Origin of the sequence: Pseudomonas sp. HS-18 (assembly GCF_020401845.1) — a bacterium.
GTDB lineage: Bacteria > Pseudomonadota > Gammaproteobacteria > Pseudomonadales > Pseudomonadaceae > Pseudomonas > Pseudomonas nitroreducens.
On the sequence record NZ_CP084413.1, the window covers coordinates 458,150 to 484,609 of the forward strand.

The window sequence follows — 26,460 nt, forward strand, 5'->3', positions numbered from 1 at the left end:
CCACGCAACGCAACGGGAGAAAGGCATGTCCGCCAACCCTGATACTCACAGCAAGGTCATCGGCTATCTGCTGTGGATTTTCGGCTTCACCGGCTCGCACCGCTTCTACTATGGCCGGCCGATCACCGGCACCATCTGGTTCTTCACCCTCGGCCTGTTCTTCATCGGCTGGATCATCGACCTGTTCCTCATCCCCTCCATGGATGATGCGGCGGACCAGCGCTACCGCGCTGGCGGCATCGACTACAACGTCGCCTGGATCCTGCTGACCTTCCTCGGCGTGTTCGGCGTGCACCGCATGTACATGGGCAAGTGGATCACCGGGATCATCTACCTGTTCACCGGCGGCCTGTTCCTGGTCGGCGTGCTGTACGACTTCTGGACGCTGAACAGCCAGATTTCCGAGCGCAACGGGCCGCAGCGCATCTGATCCTTCTTTTATGTAGGAGCGAGCTTGCCCGCGAACCGCCCCAGCCTCGGCGCTCGGGATGTTCGCGAGCAAGGACTGGGCGTTCCCCCCCGCTCCTACGAAAAGCCAATGCCGCTCTCTTTCGTCGCGCCGCCTGGCGCGAGCTTTGCCATCCGCCTAAGGTCAGGAGGACAGTAGCAGGCGCTGCCGGGCGATCCCCGTGGCGCCCAGAAGGAGTGGCTGCCATGAGCAACGAATCCCGCCCCGCCGTACTCGATCTGATCGGCAACACCCCCATGGTCCGCGTCACGCGCTTCGATACCGGACCCTGCACCCTGTTCCTCAAGCTCGAATCGCAGAATCCCGGCGGTTCCATCAAGGACCGCATCGGCGTCGCCATGATCGAGGCCGCCGAACGCGATGGCCGGCTCAAGCCCGGTGGCGTGATAGTCGAAGCCACCGCCGGCAACACCGGCCTGGGCCTGGCACTGGTGGGCCGCGCCAAGGGCTACCGGGTAGTGCTGGTGGTGCCGGACAAGATGTCCACCGAGAAGGTCCTGCACCTGCGCGCCATGGGCGCCGAGGTGCACATCACTCGCTCCGACGTCGGCAAGGGCCACCCCGAGTACTACCAGGACGTTGCCGCGCGCCTGGCGAAAGACCTGCCGAACGCCTTCTTCGCCGACCAGTTCAACAACCCCGCCAACCCGCTGGCCCACGAGACCGGCACCGGCCCTGAAATATGGGCACAGACCGGCCATGACCTCGACGCTGTGGTGGTCGGCGTCGGCTCCGCCGGCACCCTGACCGGCCTCACGCGCTTCTTCCAGAAGGTCCAGCCGGAACTGGAAATGGTCCTGGCCGACCCGGTGGGCTCGATCATGGCCGAGTACTCGCGCTCCGGGGCCATCGGCACGCCCGGTTCCTGGGCGGTGGAAGGCATAGGCGAAGACTTCGTGCCTTCGATCGCCGACCTCTCCAGCGTGCGCCACGCCTACTCCATCAGCGACGAGGAAAGCTTCAGCACTGCCCGCGAGCTGCTGCGCAATGAGGGTATTGCCGCCGGTTCGTCCACTGGCACCCTGCTGGCCGCCGCGCTGCGCTTCTGCCGCGAGCAGAAGGAACCCAAGCGCGTGGTCAGCCTGGTCTGCGACACCGGCACGCGTTACCTGTCGAAGGTCTACAACGACCAGTGGATGACCGACCAGGGCCTGTTGCAGCGCAAGCGCTACGGCGACCTGCGCGACATCGTCGCGCGGCGCTTCGAGGAGGGCAGGGTGGTCGCCGTCGGCCCGGGCGACACCCTGCTTACCGCCTTCCAGCGCATGCGCCTGGCGGATATCTCACAGCTCCCCGTGCTCGACGGCCAGCGGCTGGTCGGTGTCATCGACGAGTCCGACATCCTGCTGGGTGTGCATGACGACCCGGCGCATTTCCGCAGCGATGTCGCCAGCGCCATGAGCACCGCCCCGGAAACCCTCGCGCCCGGCGCCAGCCTCAAGGAGCTCGAAGCCGTGCTGGCACGCGGGCTGGTGGCGATCATCGCCGACGCCTCGGGTTTCCACGGCCTGATCACCCGATTCGACCTGCTCAACCATCTACGGAGAACCCTCCCATGAGCCAGCACGACGACCGCCTCGGTTTCGCCACCCGCGTGATCCACGCCGGGCAGGAGCCGGACCCTTCCACCGGGGCGATCATGCCGCCGATCTACGCCAACTCCACCTACCGCCAGGACAGCCCCGGCGTGCACAAGGGCCTCGACTATGGCCGCTCGCACAACCCCACGCGCTGGGCGCTGGAGCGCTGCGTGGCGGACCTGGAAGGGGGCAGCAAGGCGTTCGCCTTCGCCTCGGGTCTGGCGGCCATCTCGGCGGTGCTGGAGTTGCTCGACGCCGGCTCGCACATCGTCTCCGGCAACGACCTCTATGGCGGCACTTTCCGCCTGTTCGAGCGGGTACGGCGGCGCAGCGCCGGGCACGATTTCCACTTCGCCGACCTGTCCCAGCCCGGCGCGCTGGAGGCGGCAATCACCGACAAGACGCGCATGGTCTGGGTGGAAACCCCGAGCAACCCGCTGCTGCGCCTGACCGACCTGGCCGCCATCGCCCGCACCTGCCGCGAGCGCGGCATCCTCTGCGTGGCCGACAACACCTTTGCCAGCCCGTGGATCCAGCGGCCGCTGGAGCTGGGCTTTGACATCGTGGTGCACTCCACCACCAAGTACCTCAATGGCCATTCGGACGTCATCGGCGGCATCGCCATCGTCGGCGACAACCCCGACCTAGCCGAGCGGGTGGGCTTCCTGCAGAACTCGGTGGGCGCCATCGCCGGGCCGTTCGACGCCTTCCTCACCCTGCGCGGGGTGAAGACCCTGGCCCTGCGCATGGAGCGGCACTGCGCCAATGCCCTCGACCTGGCGAGGTGGCTGGAACAGCAGCCCCAGGTGAAGCGCGTCTACTACCCCGGCCTGCCGTCGCATCCGCAGCACGAGCTGGCGCGCACGCAGATGAAGGGCTTTGGCGGGATGATCTCGCTGGACCTGGACACCGACCTGGCCGGCTCGCGGCGCTTCCTGGAGAACGTCCAGCTGTTCGCCCTGGCAGAAAGCCTGGGCGGCGTGGAAAGCCTGATCGAGCACCCGGCGATCATGACCCACGCCAGCATCCCGCCGGAGAACCGCGCGGCGCTGGGGATCGGTGATTCGCTGATCCGGCTATCGGTGGGTGTGGAAGACGTGGAAGACCTGCGTACTGACCTCGCCAAGGCGCTGGCAATGATCTAATCCTTTCTGAGATATCCGGCTGCCTGTGAATCCCTATCCGCGCCGAACTGTCCCCTCTCCCTTCAGGGGGAGGGCTAGGGAGGGGGCCCAGGTCAGCGATTGAGCTGTATGGCAGTTCTACCCTCTCCCTGAAGGGAGAGGGAGCTGCTTCTCTGCTCATGGCGGACTGTTGCATCATGAAAAAGCCCGCCAATCGGCGGGCTTTTTCATGATGCGGTGAGGCGTCAGACCGCGTGGACGATATGCCCGTCCACCAGGGTGCAGCGCACCACGCCCGGCAGGCAGTGGCCGAGGAACGGGCAGTTCTGGCCACGGGAGTGCCAGGTCTCGCCCGCCAGGGTCTGGCCGTCGGCTTCGAACAGCACCACGTCGGCGGCCGCGCCGATCGCCAGCTTGCCGGCCGGCAGGCGCAGGGCGGCAGCCGGGCCGGACGACAGGCGTGCGAGCAGGGTCGGCAGGTCGAGCAGGCCGTCCTGCACCAGGGTCATCGCCAGCGGCAGTAGCAGTTCGACGCTGCTGATGCCCGGATCGGTGGCGGCGAACGGGGCGTTCTTCGCGTCTGCCTCGTGGGGCTGGTGGTGGCTGGCGATGGCCTGGATCACGCCGCTCTTCACCGCTTCGCGCAGGGCTTCGCGGTCCTTCTGCGAGCGCAGCGGCGGCTGCACGTGGTAGAGGCTGGAGAAGTCCGCCAGTGCTTCGTCGGTCAGGATCAACTGGTACAGCGCTACGTCGGCGGTCACCGGCAGGCCGCGGGCCTGGGCCTGGGCGATCAGCTCGACGCCGCGGGCGCTGGTCAGCTGGCTGAAGTGCGCACGCACGCCGGACTGTTCGACCAGCAGCAGGTTGCGCGCCAGGGCCACGGTCTCGGCGGTTTCCGGGATGCCGGCCAGGCCGCGGAAGCTGGCGGTCGGGCCTTCGTGGGCGATGCCGCCTTCGGCCAGGTCGTGGTCCTGGGAGGTGAAGATCACGGTGAGGTCGAAGGTCGCCGCGTACTCCAGCGAGCGCAGCAGCACGCGGTTGCTCGCCATCGGCGCCAGGCCGTTGGTGAAGGCCACGCAGCCGGCATCGCGCAGCGCGACCAGTTCGGACAACTGCTCGCCGGCGAGGCCTTTGGTCAGTGCGCCGATGGGGAAGACCTTGGCGTTGCCGGCTTCGCGGGCGCGGTCGAGGATCAGCTCGGCGACGGCGGAAGTGTCCAGCACCGGCTTGGTCTGCGGCGGGAAGCACAGGCTGGTGACGCCCCCGGCGGCGGCGGCGCGGGTTTCGCTTTCGATGCTGCCCTTGCGGCTGTAGCCCGGCTCGCGCAGGGCGACGCTCAGGTCTACCAGGCCGGGCGCGGCGATCAGGCCGGCGGCGTCGATTTCCTGGGCGGCGTGGAAGCCTTCGGGGGCGTCGCCGATGGCGATGATGCGGCCGGCCTCGATGTGCAGGTCGCAGACCTTGTCCAGGCCGCTGGCCGGGTCGATCAGGTGGGCGCCACGAATACTGACGGTCATTGCGCGTCCTCCTGTTCCAGCTGGCGTTGGGCGTTCTGGCCGCTCATGGCCATGGACAGCACGGCCATGCGGATGGCGATGCCGTAGGTGACCTGGTTGAGGATCACCGACTGTTCACCGTCGGCCACGGCGGAGTCGATCTCCACGCCGCGGTTGATCGGGCCGGGGTGCATGACGATGGCATCGGGCTTGGCCAGCTTCAGGCGCTTCTGGGTCAGGCCGTAGAGTTTGAAGAACTCGCCTTCGCTGGGCAGCAGGCCGCCGGCCATGCGCTCGCGCTGCAGGCGCAGCATGATCACCACGTCGACGTCCTTCAGGCCTTCGTCGGCGTTGTTGAAGACCTTCACCCCGTACTGCTCTTCCAGGCCCACCGGCAGCAGGGTGCGCGGGGCGATCACACGGATGTCCGGGCAGCCGAGGGTCTTCAGCGCCAGCATGTCGGAGCGCGCCACCCGCGAGTGCAGGATGTCACCGACGATGGCCACCGAGAGGTTCTCGAAGTCTCCCTTGTGGCGGCGGATGGTGAGCATGTCGAGCATGCCCTGGGTCGGGTGGCCGTGGCGGCCGTCGCCACCGTTGATCACGGCGACGTTGGGGCTGACGTGCTCGGCGATGAAATGTGCGGCGCCCGAGTCGCTGTGGCGCACGACGAACATGTCGGCGGCCATGGCCTCGAGGTTGCGCAGGGTGTCGGTGAGCGTCTCGCCCTTGCTGGTCGATGAGGTCGACACGTTCAGCGAGATGACGTCGGCGGACAGGCGCTGGGCGGCCAGTTCGAAGGTGGTGCGGGTGCGCGTGGAATTCTCGAAGAACACGTTGCACACGGTCTTGCCGCGCAGCAGCGGGACCTTCTTCACTGCACGGGCGCCGACTTCGAGGAAGGAGTCGGCGGTATCGAGGATTTCAGTCAGCAGTTCGCGGGACAACCCGTCGAGCGAGAGGAAGTGGCGCAGCTGGCCCAGGTCGTTGAGCTGCAGCGGGCGCTTGGCGTCGGTCGGCATGTGGCAGGCCCTGAAAGTTGGGGGTGGAGGTCCGGGCGCGCGGGGTTACAGCGCGGGGCTGAGAAGCGTGCGCTCGAGGACGAGTGGTGCGGGACCGCGCAATTTTACCCGCTCGTTGGGTGCCAATGACAGGGTTTCGCCGACGACATCCGGGCGAATCGGCAGTTCGCGCTTGTTCAGATCCACCAGGGTGACCAGGGTCACGCTGGCCGGGCGGCCGTAGTCGAACAGCTCGTTCAGCGCGGCGCGGATGGTCCGGCCGCTCATCAGCACGTCGTCCACCAGGATCAGGTGCTGGCCGTCGATCTCGAAGGGCAGTTCCGACGGACGGACCTGCGGGTGCAGGCCGCTGCGGGTGAAGTCGTCGCGGTAGAAGGAGACGTCGAGGATGCCGAGGATCTCGTCGCTGCCCAGTGCCTTGAGCAGTTCCTGGGCGACCCAGATGCCGCCGGTGTGGATGCCGACGAAGCGTGGCGAGTCGATGCCGCGCTGCGCGAGGTAGTTGCGCAGGTCGGTGGCCATGCGGGGGATGAGTTCGGCGGGGCTGGGCAGGGTCATGACGTCTCCGGTTCGGTTGGCGAGGCCACCCGGCACGGGCGGCCATCGGGGCGGACCGTTCCGGGAAGGAGTGGTCCGGCAAGCTTAGCGGCTTTGGCCCAAGGGGCTCTGCCGCAGGTCAAGCAGGGGTGTTCTCCGCCAGCCAGCCCTCCAGCAGCAGGGCGGCGGCCAGGGCGTCCACCGGGCGCTCGCGGTAGCCGCCCGTCTGGCCCTGGGCCAGGCGTTCGCCCTTGGCGGCGTAAGTGGTCAGGCGTTCGTCATGGGTGTGCACCGGCAGGTTGTAGCGGCCGTTCAGGCGGCGGGCGAACTTTTCGGCGCGTTCGCTCATCTCGCTGGGGGTGCCATCCATGTTCAGCGGCAGGCCGACGACGATGGCGTCGGGTTGCCATTCCTTGATCAGGGCTTCCACGCGGTTCCAGTCCGGCACGCCGTTCTGTGCCTTGAGCACGCAGAGCTCGCGGGCCTGGCCGGTGATGGCCTGGCCGACGGCGACGCCGATCTGCTTGGTGCCGTAGTCGAAGCCCAGGAGCAGGCGCAGGGGTTTGCTGCTCATCAGGCGTGCCCGGCCTGGGCGGTGAGCAGGCTGAGGTTGATCCCCAGGCGCTCGGCGGCCGCCGACAGGCGCTGTTCGGCCGGCACCTCGAAGAGCACCGCAGGGTCGGCCGGGCAGGTCAGCCAGGCGTTGTCGGCCAGTTCGGCTTCCAGCTGGCCGGCTTCCCAGCCCGCGTAACCGAGGGTGATCAGGTGCTGGGCCGGGCCGCTGCCGTCGGCGATGGCGAACAGCACGTCCTGGGAAGTGGACAGCGACAGCTCGCCCAGCTCCAGGGTGGCCTGGTAGCTGCGTCCGGCGGGGTGCAGGACGAAGCCGCGGTCGGTCTGCACCGGCCCGCCGCTGTAGATGGTCATGCCCTGGCAGCGTACCGGCGGCAATTCGTCCGGGCGCAGCTGTTCGAGCACATCGGCGAGGTTCAGGCCGCTGGGGCGATTGATGACCAGGCCCATGGCGCCCTGCTCGTTGTGTTCCACGAGGTAGGTGACCGTCTGGGCGAAGTTGGAGTCCGCCATGTGCGGCATGGCGATGAGGAAATGGTGCTTGAGGTAGCTGGCGCCTGTGCTTTTCATGCCGGCTAGTTTCAGGCCTGGGGGCCAAAGGGACAAGACTTGAAAGCGCCGGCAGAGGTCGGCGGGGGCGTCGGATCAGTTGCTGGACAGGCGATCGCCGCGCTCGAAGCGCCAGGTACGGATGATTTCCAGGCGGTCGATGTCGTTCAGGTCGCCGGAGAAGGGCGCGAAGGGTGCGGCCAGGCGCACGATGCGCTGGGCGGCCTGGTCCAGGGTGGGCTGGCCGGAGGACTCGAGCACCTGGACTTCATACAGGGAGCCGTCGCGGTTGATCGACACCAGCAGGCGCAGGCTGCCGTAGATGCGCTGGCGGCGGGCTTCGTCCGGGTAGTTGAGGTTGCCGATGCGCTCGATCTTCTTGCGCCATTCCTCTTTATACCAGGCGCCCTTGTCGCGCATGGTCGAGGCGGCGCTCAGGCGGTGGATGCGCGGGCGCTTGGCGTAGGCCTGCTGCTCGCGGGCAAGGTCGGCTTCGAGGCTGGAGATTTCCGCCGAGAGCTGGCTGGAGTCGAACTGCGGCGCCGGCTTGGCGACGGTCTCGGCCTTGGGCGTCTGCTGTTTGGTCTGCACCTTGTCCGGGCGCGGGGTGCGGGTGGCGACGGCGGCCTTGGGCGCTTCCGGGCTTTTGGCCTGGCGCGGAGTGGCCGGCGGGGCGACCTTCTTGACTTCGGTGTCCTGGAACGGCGCCTGCTCGGTGGTCTTGGGGACCGCCTTGTGTTCCAGGGTACCGCTGCCCTGCTGGTTCATCTGGGCAAGGTAGTCGGCTTTCTCCGGCGCCTTGTCGCTCTTGAAGCTGGCCAGGGTGATTTCCAGCGTCTTGCTCAGCTGGCTGGGCATGGGCATGGTGAAGCCCACGCCCAGCAGCACGGCCACGTGCAGGATGGCCGCAACGAACAGGGTGAAACCCAGCCGGTCCGCCGGACGGACGCCGGAGGACACGGGGAAGTCTTGGTGGGTTGCAGCGTTCATTGCGGGTCGCGTAGGCCAGGGTGGGGCGGAAGTCTGCCGACGAGGCTTATAAAAGTCTATGACGCACTGCGCGCCTTGAGCTTTTCGTCGATGACTGCCATCAGTCTCTCACCGATGCGCGTGTCGTAGGCCGCATCGATCTCGCGGATGCAGGTCGGGCTGGTGACGTTGATCTCGGTGAGGTTCTCGCCGATGACGTCCAAACCGACGAACAGCAGGCCGCGTTTGCGCAGCTCCGGGCCGACCTGGGCGGCGATCCAGCGGTCGCGCTCGGTCAGCGGCTGGGCCACGCCACGGCCACCGGCGGCAAGGTTGCCGCGGGTCTCGCCCTGCGCCGGGATGCGCGCCAGGCAGTACTCCACCGGCTCGCCGTCGATCATCAGGATGCGCTTGTCGCCATCCTTGATGGCCGGCAAATAGCGTTGCGCCATGACCTGCTCCTGGCCGTGGCGAGTCAGGGTCTCGAGGATCACCGAGAGGTTCGGGTCGCCTTCGCGGTGGCGGAAGATCATCGATCCACCCATGCCATCCAGGGGTTTGAGAATGATGTCACGATGCTCCGCCGCGAACTCGCGCAGAATATCGGACCGGCGGCTCACCACTGTCGGTGGCGCACACTGCGGGAAGAGCGTGGCAAAGTACTTCTCGTTGCAATCACGCAGGCTCTGCGGCTTGTTGACGATGAGCGTGCCGGCGGCTTCGGCCTGTTCCAGCAGGTAGGTGGAGTAGACGAACTCGTTGTCGAAGGGCGGGTCCTTGCGCATCAGGATCACGTCCAGTTCCGACAGCGGCTGGTCGACTTCCTCTTCCAGTTCGAACCAGTGGGCCGGATCGTAGAACACCTTGAGCGGGCGCATGCGACCGCGGGCGACGTTCTCTTTCTGGTAAAGATCCTGCTGTTCCATATAGAACAGCTGCCAACCACGGGCCTGGGCTGCCAGCAGCATGGCCAGCGAGCTGTCCTTCTTGAAACTGATCTGCGCGATGGGGTCCATCACGATCCCGAGGCGTACGCTCATGGGATGTCCTCCTGGGGGAGTCTGTTGGGCTTGGGGCTGCGACGCAGAGCCGCGCCGAAAAGGCTGAAAATGGACGCTCAGGGTGGCGCTGGATGTGCGCTCGGTCAAGGAAAAAGCCTGCGTGTTCCGGGTCTTATGGCCTGAATTTGCTGGGCGTGGTAAAGATTCTGACGATTGTGGTAAAAGGTTCCCACGATTGGGTCGCAGCCCGACGGTGGCAGGGCGCTTGCGCACTGAAATAAAAAGCGGAAAAACGACTCACCGAAGATGGTAAGGGCGAACATGGAACAGCATTCCGACGGTTTGAAAGTAATGGTGATCGACGATTCCAAGACGATTCGTCGCACGGCTGAAACCCTGCTGAAGAAGGTTGGCTGCGATGTCATTACAGCCATCGACGGCTTCGACGCGCTGGCCAAGATCGCCGATACCCATCCCAGCATCATCTTCGTCGACATCATGATGCCGCGCCTGGATGGCTATCAGACCTGCGCCCTGATCAAGAACAATAGTGCCTTCAAATCCACGCCGGTGATCATGCTGTCCTCCAAGGACGGCCTGTTCGACAAGGCCAAGGGTCGCATCGTCGGTTCCGATCAGTACCTCACCAAGCCCTTCAGCAAGGAAGAACTGCTCGGCGCGATCAAGACCCATGTGCCCGACTTCACCCCGGTGGAGCACGCTTCCTGAAGTCCGGCGCGAGCGCCGGTGACGCCTATTCCGTATGGGGACCACAATGGCTCGAATTCTGATTGTTGATGACTCGCCGACCGAGATGTACAAGCTGACCGCGATGCTGGAAAAGCACTCGCACCAGGTACTCAAGGCCGAAAACGGCGCCGACGGCGTGGCCCTGGCTCGCCAGGAAAAGCCGGACGTCGTCCTGATGGACATCGTCATGCCCGGCCTGAACGGCTTCCAGGCGACCCGTCAGCTGTCCAAGGACCCGGAAACCAGCGCCATTCCGGTGATCATCGTCACCACCAAGGACCAGGAAACCGACAAGGTCTGGGGCAAGCGCCAGGGCGCTCGCGACTACCTGACCAAGCCGGTGGACGAAGAAACACTGCTCAAGACCATCAATTCGGTGCTGGCCGGCTGATACAGCCGTACCTGCACGTACCGAACATAATTATTAGAGAAGGCCAGGGCCGGCATGGCGGAAGTCCAGAGTCCTTTCGAGGTTCTCGTCCAGATCGATCAGCGCTGTCGGCAGCTGGCTGCGGGCCTGCCCGCCCAGCGCGAGGTGGTGCAGAGCTGGAACGGCATCGGCTTTCGCATGGCTGGGCGCCTGTTCGTAGCGCCCATGGGGGAGGTCGGCGAGGTTCTTCATGAGCCGCGCTACACACTGCTGCCCGGTGTCCGTGACTGGGTGAAGGGGGTCGCCAACGTGCGCGGCCGCCTGCTGCCGATCATGGACCTGTGCGGCTTCCTCGGCGCGGAGCTGTCGCCTCTGCGCAAGCAGCGGCGCGTGCTCGTCGTGGAACACCAGGAAGTCTTCGCCGGCCTCATCGTCGATGAGGTGTTCGGCATGCAGCACTTCCCGGTGGATACCTTCTCCGAGCAGTTGCCGCCCCTCGAAGCGGTCCTGCAGCCCTTTATTCATGGCGTCTTCCATCGGGAGCAACCCTGGCTCGTGTTCAGCCCGCATGCGCTGGCTCAGCACCCGGGGTTCCTGGATGTCGCCAGCTAGAGTTTGACCGGTTGGGCCGGCATTGCCGGCCCTTGTTGTGACATGGAAACCGTAATCGTGGTGGGTCCAGGCGGGGGCCGAATATGAAAAATATAAAGGCAGGCAGTCTTTTCTCGGGGGCGCGTAGCAGCTCGCTGATCCTCGGACTCTTCGTGGTCCTGATCGTGGCGATCGTCTTGCTGTTCGCCAACTTCGCTTACCTGAACAAGCAGGCGGACCACGACAAGCAGTACATCGGCCATGCCGGCGAACTGCGCGTGCTGTCCCAGCGTATCGCCAAGAACGCCACGGAAGCCGCGGCGGGCAAGGGCGAGGCGTTCAAGCTGCTCAAGGAAGCGCGCAACGACTTCGAGAAGCGCTGGAACATCCTTTCCAAGGGTGACGAAAGCACCGGCCTGCCGCCGAGCCCGGATTCGGTACAACCGCAGATGGCGGATGTGCAGAAGGACTGGGACACCCTGCGCAAGAACACCGACTCCATCCTCGCCAGCGAACAGACCGTACTGTCCCTGCACCAGGTGGCCGCGACCCTCGCCGAAACCATCCCGCAGCTGCAGGTGGAGTACGAAGAGGTCGTCGACATCCTGCTGGAGAACGGCGCCCCGGCCGACCAGGTCGCGGTAGCCCAGCGCCAGTCGCTGCTGGCCGAACGTATTCTCGGCTCGGTGAACAAGGTGCTCGCCGGTGACGAGAACTCCGTGCAGGCCGCCGACAGCTTCGGCCGTGACGCCAGCCTCTTCGGTCGCGTACTCAAGGGCATGAAGGAAGGCAACGCGGCGATGAGCATCTCCAAGGTGACCAACGCCGAGGCCGTTGACCGCCTCAACGAGATTGCCGAGCTGTTCGAATTCGTTTCCGGCTCGGTGGACGAGATCCTCGAGACCTCCCCGGAACTGTTCCAGGTCCGTGAGGCCGCCAACACCATCTTCGGCGGTTCGCAGACCCTGCTCGACAAGGCCTCCAACCTCGCCAACGGCTTCGAGAACCTGGCCGAAGGCCGTGTGTTCAACCAGGTCGCCAGCGTGGCGCTGGGCATCCTCGCCCTCGGCGCGATCATCCTCATCGGCCTGGTGATGGTGCGTGAAACCAACCGCCGACTGGCCGAGACCGCCGAGAAGAACGAACGTAACCAGGCGGCGATTCTGCGGCTGCTCGACGAAATCGCCGACCTCGCCGACGGTGACCTGACGGTGGCGGCGACCGTGACCGAGGACTTCACCGGTGCGATCGCGGACTCCATCAACTACTCCATCGACCAGCTCCGCGAGCTGGTGGAAACCATCAACCTGACCGCCGTGCAGGTGGCCGCCGCCGCCCAGGAAACCCAGGCCACCGCCATGCACCTGGCCGAGGCTTCCGAGCACCAGGCCCAGGAAATCGCCGGCGCCTCCGCCGCGATCAACGAAATGGCCGTGTCCATTGACCAGGTGTCGGCGAACGCCTCCGAGTCCTCGGCGGTAGCGGAACGTTCCGTAGCCATCGCCAACAAGGGCAACGAAGTGGTGCACAACACCATCACCGGCATGGACAACATCCGTGAGCAGATCCAGGACACCTCGAAGCGGATCAAGCGCCTGGGTGAATCGTCCCAGGAGATCGGTGACATCGTAAGCCTGATCAACGACATTGCCGACCAGACCAACATCCTCGCACTGAACGCCGCGATCCAGGCGTCCATGGCGGGCGACGCGGGCCGCGGCTTCGCCGTGGTAGCGGACGAAGTACAGCGACTGGCGGAACGTTCCTCCGCGGCGACCAAGCAGATCGAAGCGCTGGTGAAGACCATTCAGACCGACACCAACGAAGCGGTGATCTCGATGGAACAGACCACCTCCGAGGTGGTACGCGGTGCCCGCCTGGCGCAGGACGCCGGTGTGTCTCTGGAAGAGATCGAGAAGGTATCCAAGACCCTGGCAGCGTTGATCCAGAACATTTCCAACGCCGCCCGTCAGCAGGCCTCCTCCGCCGGCCACATTTCCAACACCATGAACGTGATCCAGGAGATCACCTCGCAGACCTCCGCCGGTACCACCGCCACCGCGCGCAGCATTGGCAACCTGGCCAAGATGGCCGGCGAGATGCGTCACTCCGTATCCGGCTTCAAACTGCCGGACATCGCCGAACAGGCCTGAGCAGAGGAGGTGCGCTGCTCTTCACCGGGTAGCGCATGACAGTCTTGAGCGAGGGGCGCGACATGCAGGCAAGTGGCGTCTGGTCGTTGCAGCCGTTGGCCGACATGTCGGCCGCGGACTTCCGCGACTGGCAGGCACTGTTGGAAGACCGGACCGGTGTCGTCGTCAACGAACAACGCCGTGCCTTCCTGCAGACCAGCCTGGGCGCGCGGATGCGCGAACTGGGCATCGCCGACTACGGCACCTACTACCGACAGGTCACCGATGGCCCGCGCGGCGCCGTCGAGTGGTCGAACCTGCTGGACCGCCTCACCGTTCAGGAAACCCGTTTCTTTCGTCACAAGGCTTCATTCGAAGTGCTGGAAGGCTTCCTCCGTCAGCGCCTCGAACAGGTCGGCCCGAGCCGGCCGCTGGCCTTGTGGAGCGTCGGCTGTTCCAGTGGCGAGGAGCCGTATTCCCTCGCCATGGTGGCCGCCAAGGTACTCGAAGATGCAGGTCTGGCGCCGCTGTTCGGCGTGACCGGCACCGACATCAGCCTCAATGCCCTGACCCGGGCGCGCGAGGCGCGCTACGCGGCACGCAAGCTGGAGGAGATCGACCCGGAACTGGCCACGCGCTACTTCAGCGCGCAGGATGACGGTCGATACGCAGTGATACCCGACCTCGCCGAGCGCGTCTGTTGCGCCCGGCTGAATGTGCTGGAACTGGCCAAGGCGCCAATGTCCGGCATGGACGTGATTTTTTGCCAGAACCTGCTGATCTATTTCCGCCGCTGGCGGCGGCGGGACATCCTCAATCGCCTGGCCGAGCGGCTGGCGCCTGGGGGACTGCTGGTGATCGGAGTGGGTGAGGTGGCCGATTGGCACCACCCGCTGCTCGAACCGGTCGCCGATGAGCGCGTTCTGGCCTTTACCCGGAAGGGATGACACAGACACATGAGTGGAGTGGCTATGGGTGATCGGCACGATTATGTCGCCCTGGAATGGGTAAAAGGCGAGATTGCCGAAACGCTCAAGCAGGCGCGGCAAGCCCTCGAATCCTACGTCGAGAACCCCCAGGACCCGACGCGGATGGGCTTTTGCCTGGCCTACATCCACCAGGTGCGTGGCACCCTGCAGATGGTGGAGTTCTACGGCGCGGCCCTGCTCGCCGAGGAAATGGAGTACCTGACCCAGGCGCTGATCGACGGCAAGGTCTCCAGCCAGAGCGAAGCGCTGGAAGTGCTGATGCAGGCCATCCTGCAGCTGCCGGCGTACCTGGAGCGCATCCAGAGCGCCCGCCGCGACCTGCCGCTGGTCGTGCTGCCGTTGCTCAACGACCTGCGCACCGCTCGCGGCGAAAAGCTGCTGTCGGAAACCAGCCTGTTCTCCCCCGACCTTTCCCAGTCCTCGCCGGTGCTGCCGGTGGACGCCCTGGCGCGCCTGCGCACCGCCGAACTGCCGGCGCTGCTGCGCAAGCTGCGGCAGATGCTGCAGGTCGCCCTGGTCGGCGTCATCCGCAACCAGGACCTGCCGACCAACCTGGGCTACCTGGCGCGCGTGTTCGCCCGCCTGGAATCGCTGTGCAAGGACGCCCCGCTGGGCCGCCTGTGGGTGATCGCCTCGGCGATGATCGAAGGCCTGGCCAACGGCAGCATCGCCAACGGCACCTCGGTACGTAACCTGCTGCGCCAGGTCGACCGCGAATTCAAGCGCCTGGTCGACCAGGGCGCCGACGCCATGAACCAGGCGGCGCCGGAAGAACTGATCAAGAACCTGCTGTTCTACGTCGCCAAGGCCTCCGACCAGTCGCCGCGCGTGCGTGCGGTGAAGGACGAGTACCGCCTCGACGACGCCCTGCCGGGCGCAGCCCTGGTGGACGAGGAACGCGCCCGTCTCGCCGGCCCTGACCGCGACGCCATGCGCTCGGTGGTTGGCGCACTGTGCGAGGAGCTGGTGCGGGTCAAGGACAGCCTCGACCTCTTCGTGCGCAGCGACCGCAGCGGCGTGAACGAACTGGGTAGCCTGCTGGCGCCACTCAAGCAGATCGCCGACACCCTCGCCGTGCTGGGCTTCGGCCAGCCGCGCAAGGTCATCCTCGACCAGATCGAGGTGGTCAGCGCGCTCGCCCACGGCCAGCGCCAGCCCAACGACGCCACCCTGATGGATGTCGCCGGTGCGCTGCTGTATGTCGAAGCGACCCTGGCCGGCATGGTCGGCCCGAGCGAAGAGCCGGGCAGCGAAGAAAACGTCCTGCCGACCACCGATGTCGAGCAGATCCACCAGGTGGTGATCAAGGAAGCGCGCAATGGCCTGGAACTGGCCAAGGACGCGATCATCGAGTTCATCGCCTCGCAATGGAACCACGAGCACCTGGCCCGCGTGCCGGAGCTGCTGACCCAGGTTCGCGGCGGACTGGCGATGATCTCCCAGGAACGCGCTGCGAAACTGCTGGAAAACTGCAACCGCTACATCCAGGAACAACTGCTGGTGCGCCAGGCCGTGCCGGACTGGCACAGCCTCGACACCCTGGCCGACGCCATCACCAGCGTCGAGTACTACTTAGAGCGCCTGTCGGAAGACCACAACACCCAGGGCGACATGATCCTCGACGTGGCCGAGGAGAGCCTGGACAGCCTGGGCTATTCGCTCAAGCCGCGCCCGTCGATCCTCGACGCCGAGCCGAGCGCCCACGTCCCTGCGCCCCTGGACAACCCGCTCGACGAGATCGACGTACTGGCGGCGCAGCCGCTGGCCGAGCCGAGCGAAGCGGTCCCGGTGGAAGACGTCCCCGAGTTGGCCGCGCCGGTGGAAATCGCCGACAGCTTCGAGCCCGCGAGCCTCGATATCACCCCGACCGAGGAGCTGGCGTTCGAACAGCCTGCCGAGCTTGCCCCGACAGAAGAGCTGGCTCCGGTGGACGAACCGGTCCTGGACCTTGCCGACCTCGATACGCCCCAACCTGTTGCGGACACTGAAGAGAGCTTCACCTTCGAATCGCTGGAGCCCGTTGTCGAGCCTGTCGCCGGGGAGCAGCCCGCACTGCCGGCCGACTTCGGCCTCCCGACCGAACTCGACGCCCAGCCTGCTGGCGAAGCCGAAGCGAGCTTCACCTTCGAACCCCTGGAGCTGGACTCCGGCCTGCCCGCTGCCGAGCCCAGCGCCGAACCGGGCGCCTGGACTCTCGACGAGGCCACGCCGCTGGCTGCCTCGGCTGAACTGCCCGGTGCGACCCTGGAGCCGGAAAGCCTCAGCTGGGATATCGAACTGGAGCCGGCCGCACCGATCACCGACACCACCCTGGCCGATGAAGGCTGGTCGCTGGACGACAGCCACAGGGCCGACAGCATCGAGTTCACTCTCGAAACGCTGGAAGAGGCGCCCGCGCAACCGCTGGCCGATGAGCTGAGCTGGAGCCTGGACGATGCCCTCCCGCTGGCCGAGACGCCGCGATTCGACGAGCCCGCGCAGGCGGAGCCGGCAACGACCGAACAATCCTGGGAATCGCCGGACCTGTCCGGCACCCCAAGCGAAGCCCCGGCCACTCCGGAACTGCTCGACGACTTCGCCAGCCTGCCGACGCTGGAGGCCACTCCGGCCCCGGTGGAGGAGCTGACCTGGGACATGCAGTCGCTGACCCCGGCCGGCGACAAGCCCGCCGAGGAAGACTGGTTCAGCATCGACCTGAGCCAGCCGACTGCCGAGTCGCCCGCACCGTCGCTGGAGCTGGACGAAAGCTTCGCCAGCCTGGAAACGGTCGAACCCGCACCGCTGGCAGCCCTGGACGACCTGAGCTTCGCCGCCCAGCCTGCCAGCGATGAACCGTCCAGCGCCGAAACCTCGCTGGTCAGCGATGACAACTGGACCCTGGGTGAGCTGAGCGAACCGACCGCGCTGGACGCTGGCGTCGACTTCAGCCTCGACGCGCCACTTGAGCTGGAAGCGCTGGAACCGCTGGTCGAGCCCCAGGCGCCCGCCGCCCAGGCCGAAGCCTGGAGCGACGAGAACATCGCCGAGCTGGACCTGCCGGAAGTCGAGCTGCCCAGCCCGCCGGCCGAGCCCGAAGTCGTCGCCGAGGCACCGGCCAAGCCGCTGTCCCTGGCCGAAGTCATGGCCGCCCCGGTATCGGCGATCAACCCGCCGGCCCAGGACGTACCGCCCAGCCTGCTGCCGCCGCCCGCCGATGAAGAACCCATCGACGAAGAGCTGCGCGAAGTCTTCATCGAAGAAGCCGGCGAAGTGCTGGAAACCATCGGCGAGCACCTGCCGACCTGGCTGGCCAACACCGACGACCGCGACTCGCTGACCGAGATTCGCCGTGCCTTCCATACCCTCAAGGGCAGTGGCCGGATGGTCCGCGCGCTGGTGATCGGCGAGCTGGCCTGGTCCATCGAGAACCTGCTCAACCGCGTGCTCGACCGCAGCATTGCCGCCTCGCCTGCCGTGCTGCAGGTGGTCCAGGATGTGGTCGCGCTGATGCCTGAACTGGTCGAGGAGTACGCTGCCAGCGCCCAGCGCCAGCGCGACGACGTCGACCGCCTGGCCGCTACCGCCCATGCCCTGGCCAAGGGGCAGCCGGTGCCGCCGCCCGGTGGCGGGCTGCCGGAGTCGGCGCCGCAGGTCGAGGACATCACCCCCGAGCTGGCAGAGGTCGAGGAGATCGCTGCCCAGGCTGCCAACGAAGGGCTCGACGAGAGCCTCGATCCGCAGTTGCTGGAGATCTTCCGCAACGAAGCCGAAGCTCACCTGGAAACCCTGGTCGGCTTCCTCGCCGATTGCGCGCAGCAGCTGCCGCAACCGGTGACCGACGACCTGCAACGCGCCCTGCACACCCTCAAGGGCAGCGCGCACATGGCCGGCATCCTGCCGATCGCCGAAATCGCCACGCCGCTGGAGCGGCTGGTGAAGGAATTCAAGACCAACCTGCTGCAGGTCGACCTGCGCGAGGCGGAACTGCTGCACGCCGCCGAAGGTCTGTTCCGCGTCGGCCTCGACCAGCTCGTCGAAGGTCGCCCGCTGGCGCCCATCGAAGGCAGCCCGGAACTCCTGGCGCGCATCGCGCAGGTTCACCAGGAGCGCCTGGAGGCTGCCGAGGCCAAGCGCCGCGGTGAAAGTGGCGAGGGCAGCGGCAACGATCCGCAGTTGATCGGCATGTTCCTCGCCGAGGGCATGGACATCCTGCTCGACGCCGAGGATCTGCTGCGCCGCTGGCGCGAGCACCCGCAGGAGCGCCACGAACTGGGCGCCCTCTACGACGAGCTGGAAACCCTCAGCCGTGGTGCGCAGATGGCCGAGCTGCCGCAGATGGCGGAACTCGCCGATGCGCTGCTGGCAGTCTATGGCGCCGTGCGCCAGGGTCGCCTGGAAACCGGCGACGCCTTCTTCTCCGCCGCCGAAACCGCCCACGAGGCGCTGATCGGCATGATGGACCAGGTGGCTGCAGCGCTGCAGGTCAGTGCCCGCCCGGAACAGGTCGAAGCGCTGCACCGCCTGCTGGATGCACCGGTGCCCGCCGTCCAGGACGAGCCATCGGAAGACGCCCCGGATGTCGAGTTCGTCGACCTGGAAAGCCTGACCGCCGATGACTTCCCCGCCGAAGATGAGGAATTCCTTCTCGACAGCCGCCCGGTGGACGACGACAACCTGCCCGACGGCCTGAGCTGGTCGCCGCGCAGCGATAACGACGGTGCCCCGCGTGGTGCCGCCGACGACGATGACGATGACGTCATCACCGCCGAAACCCCGCACGCCCATCCCGCCCCGCAGCAACCGCCGCGTGCGCTGGACGAGGAAATGGTGGCGATCTTCCTCGAAGAGGCGGTCGACATCCTCGACAACGCCGGCCAGGCGCTGGACCAATGGCTGGCTTCGCCCGAGGGCCTCGCTGCGCTTTCGACCCTGCAACGCGACCTGCACACCCTCAAGGGTGGTGCGCGCATGGCGGAAATCCGCGAGATAGGCGATCTGTCCCACGAACTCGAATCACTCTACGAAGGCCTGCTGGACCATCGCTTCCAGCACAGCCAGCCGCTGGGCGACCTGCTGCGCACCTGCCACGACCGCCTGGCGACCCAGCTCGATCAGCTGCAGGCCGGCCAGGCGCTGACCGATCCGGCCGACCTGGTGCAGACCATCCGCACCTTCCGCCAGAATCCGGCCGCCGGGCTGGACGCACCGCAGGCGCTGGCTGCGCAGCCGCAGCTGGACGCTGCGGCGGATGAGAGCGAGGCCGAGGAGCTACTGGAAACTGCTGCCCCGAACGATGCCGATATCGAGCTGGAACTGCCCGCCGAGGCCGAGCCGTTGGCCGCTAGCGCCGAGCTTCAAGCGACCGATCTCGAAAGCACCGAACTTGAGAGCATCGATCTCGAAGGCACCGAGCTGCAATCCGAAGCCGAGCCGGAATCGGCCGCTGCGCCCGAAGAGATCGACCTGCAGAGCTTCCTCGAAGAGGCCGAAGCCGAGCCCGCCGAGGAGCCGGCTGCCATCGAGCCTGTCACCGCTGCCGCGGCGCCTGCCCCCGAGGCGACAGGCGTGCAGGACAGCGAGTACGAGCTTGACCCGGACCGCGACCAGGAACTGGTGGAAATCTTCCTCGAGGAAGGCTTCGACATCCTCGAAAGCTCCTCCGGCGCACTGACGCGCTGGATGGCCAACCCCGACAACAGCGTCGAGCTGGAAGCGCTGCAACGCGACCTGCACACCCTCAAGGGCGGCGCGCGGATGGCCGAGATTCGCCCCATCGGCGACCTCGCCCACGAACTGGAATTCCTCTACGAGGGCCTCTGCGGCGGGCGCCTGCGCGCCAGCCCGACGCTCTTCGAATTGCTGCAGCGTTGCCACGACCGGCTCGCCGAAATGCTCGAGGCCGTCCAACAGCACCGCCGGGTGCCGGGAGGTGAATCGCTGATTGACGCGATCCACCGATTTCGTGCCAACCCCGAAGAGCAGCTGAGCATCCCCAGCAGCGTCAGCCTGCACGCGATCAGCTCCCAGCCCGCCGCGCCCGAAGGCCCGGAAGCCGACATCCTGGATATCTTCCTGGAAGAGGCCGACGACCTGCTCGAAGGCATGGAGCAGGCACTGGGCCGCTGGGACGCCGAGCGCGAGAACGGCGCGCTGGATGAGCTGCTGCGCATTCTGCATACCCTCAAGGGTGGTGCGCGCCTGGCCGGCCAGACCAGCCTCGGCGACCTGGCCCACGACCTCGAACAGCACCTGGGCGAAGCCCAGCAGCAGGGCGCGCCCTGGCCGGAAAGCCTGTTGCTGGACGTGCAGTCCGGCTTCGAAGGCCTGCAGGCCGAGGTCGACCAGTTGCGCCTGCACCTGGGTGAAGTCGAGAGCGCCGAAAGCCAGTTCGAGGAATCCATCGACGAAGAACCGGTCGCCGAACAGCCGGCTCCGGTGAACCTGCCGGTGCTGCCGGAAGCCATCATGGCCGCTGCCGTACCGCAGCGCCTCGATGCGCCGGTGGTGCTGCCCTTCGTTCGCCGTGCCCAGGAAGCCGCCCAGGAAGCCGCTGCGCGCCGTGCGCCGCAGGAACTGGTGAAGGTACCCGCGCAACTGCTCGAAGGGCTGGTCAACCTCGCCGGTGAAACCTCCATCTTCCGTGGCCGCGTCGAGCAGCAGGTGAGCGACGTCGGTTCGACCCTGGGCGAGATGGACGCGACCATCGAGCGGGTGCGCGACCAGTTGCGGCGTCTGGATACCGAAACCCAGGCGCAGATCCTCTCGCGCCACCAGGCCGACGCCGAGCGCGCCGGCTACGAAGATTTCGACCCGCTGGAAATGGACCGCTACTCGCAGCTGCAACAGCTCTCCCGTGCGTTGTTCGAGTCCGCTTCCGACCTGTTCGACCTCAAGGAAACCCTGGCCGCGAAGAACCGCGACGCCGAGACCCTGCTGCTGCAACAGGCGCGGGTCAACACGGAGTTGCAGGAAGGCCTGATGCGCACCCGCATGGTGCCGTTCGACCGCCTGGTGCCGCGCCTGCGGCGGATCGTCCGCCAGGTGGCGAGCGAGCTGGGCAAGCAGGTCGAGTTCGTGGTCAGCAACGCCGAAGGCGAGATGGACCGCAGCGTGCTCGAACGCATCGTCGCGCCGCTGGAGCACATGCTGCGCAACGCGGTCGACCACGGCATCGAGTCCGGCGAGGCGCGCCGCATCGCCGGCAAGCCGGAGCAGGGCACCATCCGCCTGACCCTGGGCCGCGAGGGTGGCGACATCCTCCTGACCCTCGCCGACGATGGCGCCGGCATCCGCCTGGAAGCGGTGCGCCGCAAGGCCATCGAGCGCGGCCTGATGACCGATGACAGCGAGCTGAACGACCACGAGGTGCTGCAGTTCATCCTCGAGGCCGGCTTCAGCACCGCCGAGAAGGTCACGCAGATTTCCGGCCGCGGCGTGGGCATGGACGTGGTGAACTCCGAGGTGAAGCAACTCGGCGGCTCCATGAGCATCCAGTCCAGCGTTGGCGAGGGGACGAAGTTCGACATCCGCCTGCCGTTCACCGTGTCGGTGAACCGCGCGCTGATGGTGCTTTCCGGCGAGGACCTCTACGCCCTGCCGCTGAACACCATCGAAGGCATCGTGCGGGTCTCCCCGTACGAGCTGGAGGCACTCTACGAACAGGCCGCCGCCGACGAGTCCGGCGCCGCGCCGAGCTTCGAATACGCCGGCCAGAGCTATGAACTGAAATACCTCGGCGACCTGCTCAACAACGGCCAGCATCCCAAGCTGGTCGGTCAGTCGCTGCCGCTGCCGGTGATCCTGGTGCGCTCGGCGGACCACGCCGTGGCAGTGCAGGTGGACGCCCTGGCCGGCTCGCGCGAGATCGTGGTGAAGAGCCTCGGTGCGCAGTTCGCCGGCGTCAGCGGCATCTCCGGTGCGACCATCCTCGGTGACGGTCGCGTGGTGGTGATTCTCGACCTGCTGGCGACCATCCGCGTGCTCCACGCCCAGCTCATCCAGCACGCGCCGCGCCGCCAGCTGGCGGGCCCGAGCGTGGCGGAAATCGAGCACCAGCGCCCGACCCTGGTCATGGTGGTGGACGACTCGGTCACCGTGCGCAAGGTCACCAGCCGCCTGCTGGAACGCAATGGCATGAACGTGCTCACCGCCAAGGACGGGGTGGACGCCATCGCCCAGCTGCAGGACCACAAGCCCGACATCATGCTGCTGGACATCGAGATGCCGCGCATGGACGGCTTCGAGGTGGCCACCCTGGTGCGCCACGATGAACAGCTGAAGGACTTGCCGATCATCATGATTACCTCCCGTACCGGCGAGAAGCACCGCGACCGTGCCCTGGCCATCGGCGTCAACCAGTACCTGGGCAAGCCGTACCAGGAGTCCGAGCTGCTGGAGAATATCCACAAGCTGGTGAAGGCCCATGTCTGAGCAGAGCACGCCGCGCATTGCGGTGATCGCCGATACTTCGCTGCAGCGCCACGTGCTGGCACAGGCGTTGGCCGGCCACGGTTACCAGGTGGTGCTCAACGCCGATCCGGCGCGCCTTGAGAGCGACCAGCTGGACGCCTGCGAGACCGACCTGTGGCTGGTGGACCTGGCGCAGCAGGAAGACTCGCCCCTGGTGGACAACCTGCTGGAACAGTCACGCGTGCCCGTGCTGTTCGGCGAAGGCCACGCGCCGGAGCGGCATTCCGAACATTACCCGCGCTGGGAACGTCGGCTGGTGTCCAAGTTGCGCAAGCTGGTGGGTGACCCCAGCGCCGGCGTGGGCCGCAGTCTCGCGGCGCTGCTCGACGAAGCGCAGCGGCCCAGCCGCGTGACGCTGCCCGATGACCTCGCCGCTTCGCCGCTCAAGGCTGGTGAGCCCGCCGCGCAGGTCTGGCTGCTCGCCGCCTCGCTGGGCGGCCCGGCCGCGGTGAAGACCTTCCTCGACGCGCTGCCCGGCGGCCTGCCGGTGGGCTTCCTGTATGCCCAGCACATCGATGCCTCGTTCGAGGCGAACCTGCCCCAAGCCGTCGGCCGCCACAGTCAGTGGCACGTCAACAGCGTGCGCGACGGCGATCCGGTGCGCTGCGGCGAAGTGGTGGTGGTGCCGATTTCCCGCGAGCTGGGCTTCGACGATTCGGCGCGCATGCACGTGCAGGACCGCAGCTGGCCGGAACCCTACAGCCCGTCCATCGACCAGATGATGCTCAATCTCGCGCAGCAATACGGTGAGCGCTGCGGCGTGATCGTGTTCAGCGGCATGTGCAGCGACGGCAGCGCCGCCGCGGCCTACGTGCGCCGCCAGGGCGCGCCGATCTGGACCCAGCGCGCCGACAGCTGCGCCTGCTCCAGCATGCCCGACAGCCTGCGCGAAGGCGGCTACAGCACCCTCTCCGGCGACCCGCGCGAACTCGCGGCGGCGCTGGTCAATCACCTCGCCGAGCAATGCGTCGGCGCAGTCACGCAGTGAGATAAGGCCCGATGAGTGATCTCCCCGTCGCCAATGCCGGCGTTGCCAATGCCGCCCCCAGCAGCCTGACCGGCCTGCTGGTGCCGCTGGCCGACCGCAACCTGCTGCTGCCCAACGTGGCCGTGGCCGAGCTGATCACCTACCGCGCCCCGCACCCGGTGGACGGCCTGCCGTCCTGGTACCTGGGCCAGGTGGCCTGGCGCGACCTGCGTCTGCCGCTGCTGTCCTTCGAGGCGGCCTCCGACGGTCAGGCCGAAGTCGGTTCCGGCGCGCGGGTGATCGTGGTCAACGCCCTGGGCGGCCGAGCCAATGTGAAGTTCTTCGCGCTGCTGGTGCAGGGCATCCCGCGTTCGCTGAAGGTCGGCAGCGACCTCAAGCGACTCGACGTGCCGCTGGCTCCGCTGGAGCTGGACGCCGTTGACCTGGGCGACGCCCAGGCGCGCATCCCCGACCTGGTCGCGCTGGAGCAGAAGCTGGCCGACTCCGGCCTGATCTGAGCCGGCCATGAGCGGTGGCCTGCGCCTTGCCCAGCTGGGGGATCAACCCGGCTTCGAGGTCGCCGGCGCCACCCTTGGCGGGCACCGTTTCGAGCGCCACAGCCACGACGAATTCGTCATCAGCGCCAACCTGCGCGGCGAGGAAAGCGTCTGGCTGGATGGCCGCACCTTTGACGCCGGCCCCGGTTGCATCACCTGCTACAACCCTGGCCAGATCCAGGGCGGCGGCGTTGCCCAAGGCCAGCCCTGGCAATTCGTCAGCCTCTATGTGGCCCCCGATCAGCTGGCGGCGATGCTCGGCCTGCAGCGCCTGGAGTTCGAGCGCCCCACCGGGCGCCTGCCGGCCCTTGCCGGCACCATGGCCGATGCGGTGACACGTGCGCTGGGCGACGACACCTTCGTTCGCCAGCGCGGCGAGGAACGCCTGACGCTGCTGCTCGCCGAGATCGCCCGTGCCATGGGCGTGCGCCTGCCGCAGCCTGCTGTCGAGAGCGGTGGGCGGATCGCGGACCTGCAGGGCTGGCTGGCGGCCGACCTGGCGCGGCAACCCAGCCTTGACGAGATGGCGACCTACCTCGGCCTGTCGCGTTTCCACTTGCTGCGCAGCTTCCAGAAGCAGGTGGGCCTGAGCCCCCGGCAGTGGGCAATGCAACTGCGCACTCGCCGGGCCCAGGCATTGTTGCGCGCTGGCCTGCCGGCCACCGAAGTGGCCCACGCGCTGGGCTTTGCCGACCAGAGCCACCTGAACCGGCATTTTCGCGCGGCCTACGGTGTGTCGCCGGGCAGCTTCCAGCGCGCCCTGCGCTGAGCAATCCGGTTCAAGTGCGAGGGCCGGTGCCCAGGCAAACTTGCCTCAACGTCACCCTGTTCGAGAGCTGATCCATGACCCTGTTCTTCGCCGCGTTGCTGTTCGGCATCGTCTTCTGCCTGTCTCCCGGCGCCGTGCTCGCCGAAACCCTGCGCCGTGGCCTGAAGGGCGGCTTTCGGCCTGCACTGCTGGTGCAGTTCGGCTCGCTGATCGGTGATGCGGTGTGGGCGCTGATCGGCCTGACCGGGCTGGCGCTGTTGTTCGGCCATGAAACCTTGCGCCTGCCGCTGACCCTGGCCAGCGCCGCGTACCTGGCCTGGCTGGGTGTGCAGAGCCTGCGCGATGCACGCGAGGTCGGCGTGGTGGAAGAGGGCGATACCGGCGAGCACAACGCCGGGGCTTTCGCGTCCGGGGCCATGCTGTCGCTGTCCAACCCGAAGAACATCGTCTACTGGGGCGCCCTCGGCGGCGCCATGGCCGGATTGGTCGATGGCGTGCCGTCTCTGGCGGATTCGCTGGTGTTCTTCGCCGGCTTCATGACTGCCTCGGTGCTCTGCTGCTTCCTCTGCGCCGGCCTGGTCGACTGGTTGCGGCGCAACGCCTCGCCGCGCTGGCACCGGGTGAGCCATGCGCTTTGTGGTGTGGTGTTGCTGGTGCTGGCGGGATTGGCGTTGCGGGGAATCTGAGTCGCCGGGCGCCTGGGCTCTTCGCGAGCAAGCTCGCTCCTGCGAAGAGCGCACCCTGCTTACCGGCACCTGTAGCAGCGAGCTTGCTCGCGAACCCACATGGCATCGGAGTTGCCGGCTTACCCTCTCTCTTCGAGAGCGGGCCGGCGCGAAGCCTCGACCTAGAAGTCGCCCCACAGCTGCTGCGCCACGCTCAGCGCCACCACGGGCGCCGTCTCGGTCCGCAGCACGCGCGGCCCCAGTCGCGCGGCATGGAATCCAGCCGATTTCGCCTGTTCCACCTCCGCATCGCTCAACCCACCTTCTGGGCCGATCAGGAAGGCCAGGCTCGACGGCCGGTCATGGCTGGTCAGCGGTTCGGCCACCGGGTGCAGCACCAGCTTGAGCTGCGCTTCGCAGCTCTCCAGCCATTCGGCGAGGGTGACCGGTGCATTGAGCACCGGCAGCACCGAGCGGCCGCACTGCTCGCTGGCGCTGATCGCCACCTGGCGCCAGTGGGCCATGCGCTTGTCAGCGCGTTCGTCCTTCAGGCGCACTTCGCAGCGCTCGCTGACGATCGGGGTGATCTCACTGGCGCCCAGTTCGGTGGCCTTCTGGATCGCCCAGTCCATGCGCTCGCCACGGGACAGGCCCTGGCCGAGGTGCACGCGTAGCGGCGACTCGGCCTGGCCGGCGAAGGCTTCGCGCAGCTCCACGCGGACGTTCTTCTTGCCCACTTCGATCAACTCGCCCAGGTATTCCTGGCCGGAGCCGTCGAACAGCTGCACGGCATCGCCGACACTGTGGCGCAGCACGCGACCGATGTAATGGGCCTGGGCTTCGGGCAGCTCGTGCTGGCCGAGGGAGAGCGGGGCGTCGATGAAGAAGCGGGAGAGGCGCAT

General features: G+C 67.0%; 21 protein-coding genes. 13 read left to right on the forward strand and 8 right to left on the reverse strand.

The window, feature by feature from the left end; genetic code table 11:
- The first annotated feature begins 25 nt into the window (after positions 1-25).
- The 3 genes from LDJ84_RS02175 (at position 26) to LDJ84_RS02185 (ending at position 3,194) form a co-directional block, all read left to right on the forward strand.
- Positions 26-430, forward strand: coding sequence for an NINE protein (locus tag LDJ84_RS02175; protein WP_024766756.1), 405 nt, complete (start codon positions 26-28; stop codon positions 428-430).
- 224 nt (positions 431-654) lie between these two features.
- A complete protein-coding gene (locus tag LDJ84_RS02180; protein WP_226045840.1) occupies positions 655-2,028 on the forward strand; it encodes a pyridoxal-phosphate dependent enzyme in 1,374 nt (457 codons plus the stop codon).
- Positions 2,025-3,194, forward strand: a complete 1,170-nt coding sequence (locus LDJ84_RS02185; RefSeq protein WP_226045841.1) for a trans-sulfuration enzyme family protein — start codon at positions 2,025-2,027, stop codon at positions 3,192-3,194. Before LDJ84_RS02180 ends, LDJ84_RS02185 begins: the two co-directional genes overlap by 4 nt.
- A gap of 224 nt (positions 3,195-3,418) precedes the next feature.
- Here LDJ84_RS02185 and LDJ84_RS02190 read toward each other — a convergent pair whose 3' ends face one another.
- The 7 genes from LDJ84_RS02190 to gshB form a co-directional block, all read right to left on the reverse strand.
- On the reverse strand, positions 3,419-4,690 hold the full coding sequence (locus LDJ84_RS02190; RefSeq protein WP_226045842.1) for a dihydroorotase: 1,272 nt from the start codon (positions 4,688-4,690) through the stop codon (positions 3,419-3,421).
- Positions 4,687-5,691 carry an aspartate carbamoyltransferase catalytic subunit gene (locus tag LDJ84_RS02195; RefSeq protein WP_226045843.1) on the reverse strand — a complete coding sequence of 335 codons (1,005 nt, stop codon included), beginning with the start codon at positions 5,689-5,691 and terminating at the stop codon, positions 4,687-4,689. Before LDJ84_RS02195 ends, LDJ84_RS02190 begins: the two co-directional genes overlap by 4 nt.
- Before the next feature lie 45 nt (positions 5,692-5,736).
- Positions 5,737-6,249 (reverse strand): bifunctional pyr operon transcriptional regulator/uracil phosphoribosyltransferase PyrR, encoded by a 513-nt coding sequence (pyrR, locus tag LDJ84_RS02200; RefSeq protein ID WP_226045844.1) that lies wholly within the window; start codon positions 6,247-6,249, stop codon positions 5,737-5,739.
- Positions 6,250-6,367: 118 nt separating this feature from the next.
- On the reverse strand, positions 6,368-6,805 hold the full coding sequence (gene ruvX / locus LDJ84_RS02205) for a Holliday junction resolvase RuvX (RefSeq protein WP_089285805.1): 438 nt from the start codon (positions 6,803-6,805) through the stop codon (positions 6,368-6,370).
- The gene (locus LDJ84_RS02210) at positions 6,802-7,371 is read right to left on the reverse strand and encodes a YqgE/AlgH family protein (RefSeq protein WP_226045845.1); all 570 of its coding nucleotides are present in this window, start codon (positions 7,369-7,371) and stop codon (positions 6,802-6,804) included. The genes ruvX and LDJ84_RS02210 overlap by 4 nt, the downstream gene beginning before the upstream one ends.
- Before the next feature lie 75 nt (positions 7,372-7,446).
- Complete coding sequence (locus tag LDJ84_RS02215) at positions 7,447-8,340, reverse strand: energy transducer TonB (RefSeq protein WP_024766239.1); 894 nt, start codon at positions 8,338-8,340, stop codon at positions 7,447-7,449.
- A 56-nt stretch (positions 8,341-8,396) separates the two neighbouring features.
- Entirely contained in the window at positions 8,397-9,359 is a 963-nt protein-coding gene (gshB, locus tag LDJ84_RS02220) for a glutathione synthase (protein WP_024766238.1), read from the reverse strand.
- A 282-nt stretch (positions 9,360-9,641) separates the two neighbouring features.
- Between gshB and pilG the strand changes: the two genes are divergently transcribed.
- The 10 genes from pilG to LDJ84_RS02270 all read left to right on the forward strand — a co-directional run bounded on the left by pilG (position 9,642) and on the right by LDJ84_RS02270 (position 25,579).
- Positions 9,642-10,049 (forward strand): twitching motility response regulator PilG, encoded by a 408-nt coding sequence (gene pilG, locus LDJ84_RS02225; protein WP_015475142.1) that lies wholly within the window; start codon positions 9,642-9,644, stop codon positions 10,047-10,049.
- A gap of 46 nt (positions 10,050-10,095) precedes the next feature.
- Entirely contained in the window at positions 10,096-10,461 is a 366-nt protein-coding gene (pilH, locus tag LDJ84_RS02230; protein ID WP_024766237.1) for a twitching motility response regulator PilH, read from the forward strand.
- 54 nt (positions 10,462-10,515) lie between these two features.
- Positions 10,516-11,052 carry a chemotaxis protein CheW gene (locus LDJ84_RS02235; protein WP_017520132.1) on the forward strand — a complete coding sequence of 179 codons (537 nt, stop codon included), beginning with the start codon at positions 10,516-10,518 and terminating at the stop codon, positions 11,050-11,052.
- An 83-nt stretch (positions 11,053-11,135) separates the two neighbouring features.
- Positions 11,136-13,184: a methyl-accepting chemotaxis protein gene (locus LDJ84_RS02240; RefSeq protein WP_024766236.1), complete on the forward strand. Its 2,049-nt coding sequence runs from the start codon at positions 11,136-11,138 to the stop codon at positions 13,182-13,184.
- Between the two features lie 62 nt (positions 13,185-13,246).
- A complete protein-coding gene (locus tag LDJ84_RS02245; protein WP_196912212.1) occupies positions 13,247-14,110 on the forward strand; it encodes a CheR family methyltransferase in 864 nt (287 codons plus the stop codon).
- A gap of 24 nt (positions 14,111-14,134) precedes the next feature.
- Positions 14,135-22,561 (forward strand): Hpt domain-containing protein, encoded by an 8,427-nt coding sequence (locus tag LDJ84_RS02250; RefSeq protein ID WP_226045846.1) that lies wholly within the window; start codon positions 14,135-14,137, stop codon positions 22,559-22,561.
- Complete coding sequence (locus tag LDJ84_RS02255; protein WP_226045847.1) at positions 22,554-23,588, forward strand: chemotaxis protein CheB; 1,035 nt, start codon at positions 22,554-22,556, stop codon at positions 23,586-23,588. Before LDJ84_RS02250 ends, LDJ84_RS02255 begins: the two co-directional genes overlap by 8 nt.
- An 11-nt stretch (positions 23,589-23,599) precedes the next feature.
- A complete protein-coding gene (locus tag LDJ84_RS02260) occupies positions 23,600-24,085 on the forward strand; it encodes a chemotaxis protein CheW (protein WP_024766232.1) in 486 nt (161 codons plus the stop codon).
- A 7-nt stretch (positions 24,086-24,092) separates the two neighbouring features.
- Entirely contained in the window at positions 24,093-24,893 is an 801-nt protein-coding gene (locus LDJ84_RS02265) for an AraC family transcriptional regulator (protein WP_226045848.1), read from the forward strand.
- Between the two features lie 74 nt (positions 24,894-24,967).
- Positions 24,968-25,579: a LysE family translocator gene (locus LDJ84_RS02270; protein ID WP_024766230.1), complete on the forward strand. Its 612-nt coding sequence runs from the start codon at positions 24,968-24,970 to the stop codon at positions 25,577-25,579.
- A gap of 161 nt (positions 25,580-25,740) precedes the next feature.
- Here LDJ84_RS02270 and LDJ84_RS02275 read toward each other — a convergent pair whose 3' ends face one another.
- Positions 25,741-26,460 carry a 16S rRNA (uracil(1498)-N(3))-methyltransferase gene (locus LDJ84_RS02275; RefSeq protein WP_024766229.1) on the reverse strand — a complete coding sequence of 240 codons (720 nt, stop codon included), beginning with the start codon at positions 26,458-26,460 and terminating at the stop codon, positions 25,741-25,743.

Excerpts from the sequence above, each read along its gene's own strand:
- LDJ84_RS02175 (WP_024766756.1), top strand. The coding sequence starts at position 26 with ATGTCCGCCAACCCTGATACTCACAGCAAGGTCATCGGCTATCTGCTG.
- LDJ84_RS02180 (WP_226045840.1), top strand. The coding sequence starts at position 655 with ATGAGCAACGAATCCCGCCCCGCCGTACTCGATCTGATCGGCAACACC.
- LDJ84_RS02185 (WP_226045841.1), top strand. The coding sequence starts at position 2,025 with ATGAGCCAGCACGACGACCGCCTCGGTTTCGCCACCCGCGTGATCCAC.
- LDJ84_RS02190 (WP_226045842.1), bottom strand. The coding sequence starts at position 4,690 with ATGACCGTCAGTATTCGTGGCGCCCACCTGATCGACCCGGCCAGCGGC.
- LDJ84_RS02195 (WP_226045843.1), bottom strand. The coding sequence starts at position 5,691 with ATGCCGACCGACGCCAAGCGCCCGCTGCAGCTCAACGACCTGGGCCAG.
- pyrR (WP_226045844.1), bottom strand. The coding sequence starts at position 6,249 with ATGACCCTGCCCAGCCCCGCCGAACTCATCCCCCGCATGGCCACCGAC.
- LDJ84_RS02210 (WP_226045845.1), bottom strand. The coding sequence starts at position 7,371 with ATGAAAAGCACAGGCGCCAGCTACCTCAAGCACCATTTCCTCATCGCC.
- LDJ84_RS02215 (WP_024766239.1), bottom strand. The coding sequence starts at position 8,340 with ATGAACGCTGCAACCCACCAAGACTTCCCCGTGTCCTCCGGCGTCCGT.
- gshB (WP_024766238.1), bottom strand. The coding sequence starts at position 9,359 with ATGAGCGTACGCCTCGGGATCGTGATGGACCCCATCGCGCAGATCAGT.
- pilG (WP_015475142.1), top strand. The coding sequence starts at position 9,642 with ATGGAACAGCATTCCGACGGTTTGAAAGTAATGGTGATCGACGATTCC.
- pilH (WP_024766237.1), top strand. The coding sequence starts at position 10,096 with ATGGCTCGAATTCTGATTGTTGATGACTCGCCGACCGAGATGTACAAG.
- LDJ84_RS02235 (WP_017520132.1), top strand. The coding sequence starts at position 10,516 with ATGGCGGAAGTCCAGAGTCCTTTCGAGGTTCTCGTCCAGATCGATCAG.
- LDJ84_RS02240 (WP_024766236.1), top strand. The coding sequence starts at position 11,136 with ATGAAAAATATAAAGGCAGGCAGTCTTTTCTCGGGGGCGCGTAGCAGC.
- LDJ84_RS02245 (WP_196912212.1), top strand. The coding sequence starts at position 13,247 with ATGCAGGCAAGTGGCGTCTGGTCGTTGCAGCCGTTGGCCGACATGTCG.
- LDJ84_RS02250 (WP_226045846.1), top strand. The coding sequence starts at position 14,135 with ATGGGTGATCGGCACGATTATGTCGCCCTGGAATGGGTAAAAGGCGAG.
- LDJ84_RS02255 (WP_226045847.1), top strand. The coding sequence starts at position 22,554 with ATGTCTGAGCAGAGCACGCCGCGCATTGCGGTGATCGCCGATACTTCG.
- LDJ84_RS02260 (WP_024766232.1), top strand. The coding sequence starts at position 23,600 with ATGAGTGATCTCCCCGTCGCCAATGCCGGCGTTGCCAATGCCGCCCCC.
- LDJ84_RS02265 (WP_226045848.1), top strand. The coding sequence starts at position 24,093 with ATGAGCGGTGGCCTGCGCCTTGCCCAGCTGGGGGATCAACCCGGCTTC.
- LDJ84_RS02270 (WP_024766230.1), top strand. The coding sequence starts at position 24,968 with ATGACCCTGTTCTTCGCCGCGTTGCTGTTCGGCATCGTCTTCTGCCTG.
- LDJ84_RS02275 (WP_024766229.1), bottom strand. The coding sequence starts at position 26,460 with ATGCGCCTCTCCCGCTTCTTCATCGACGCCCCGCTCTCCCTCGGCCAG.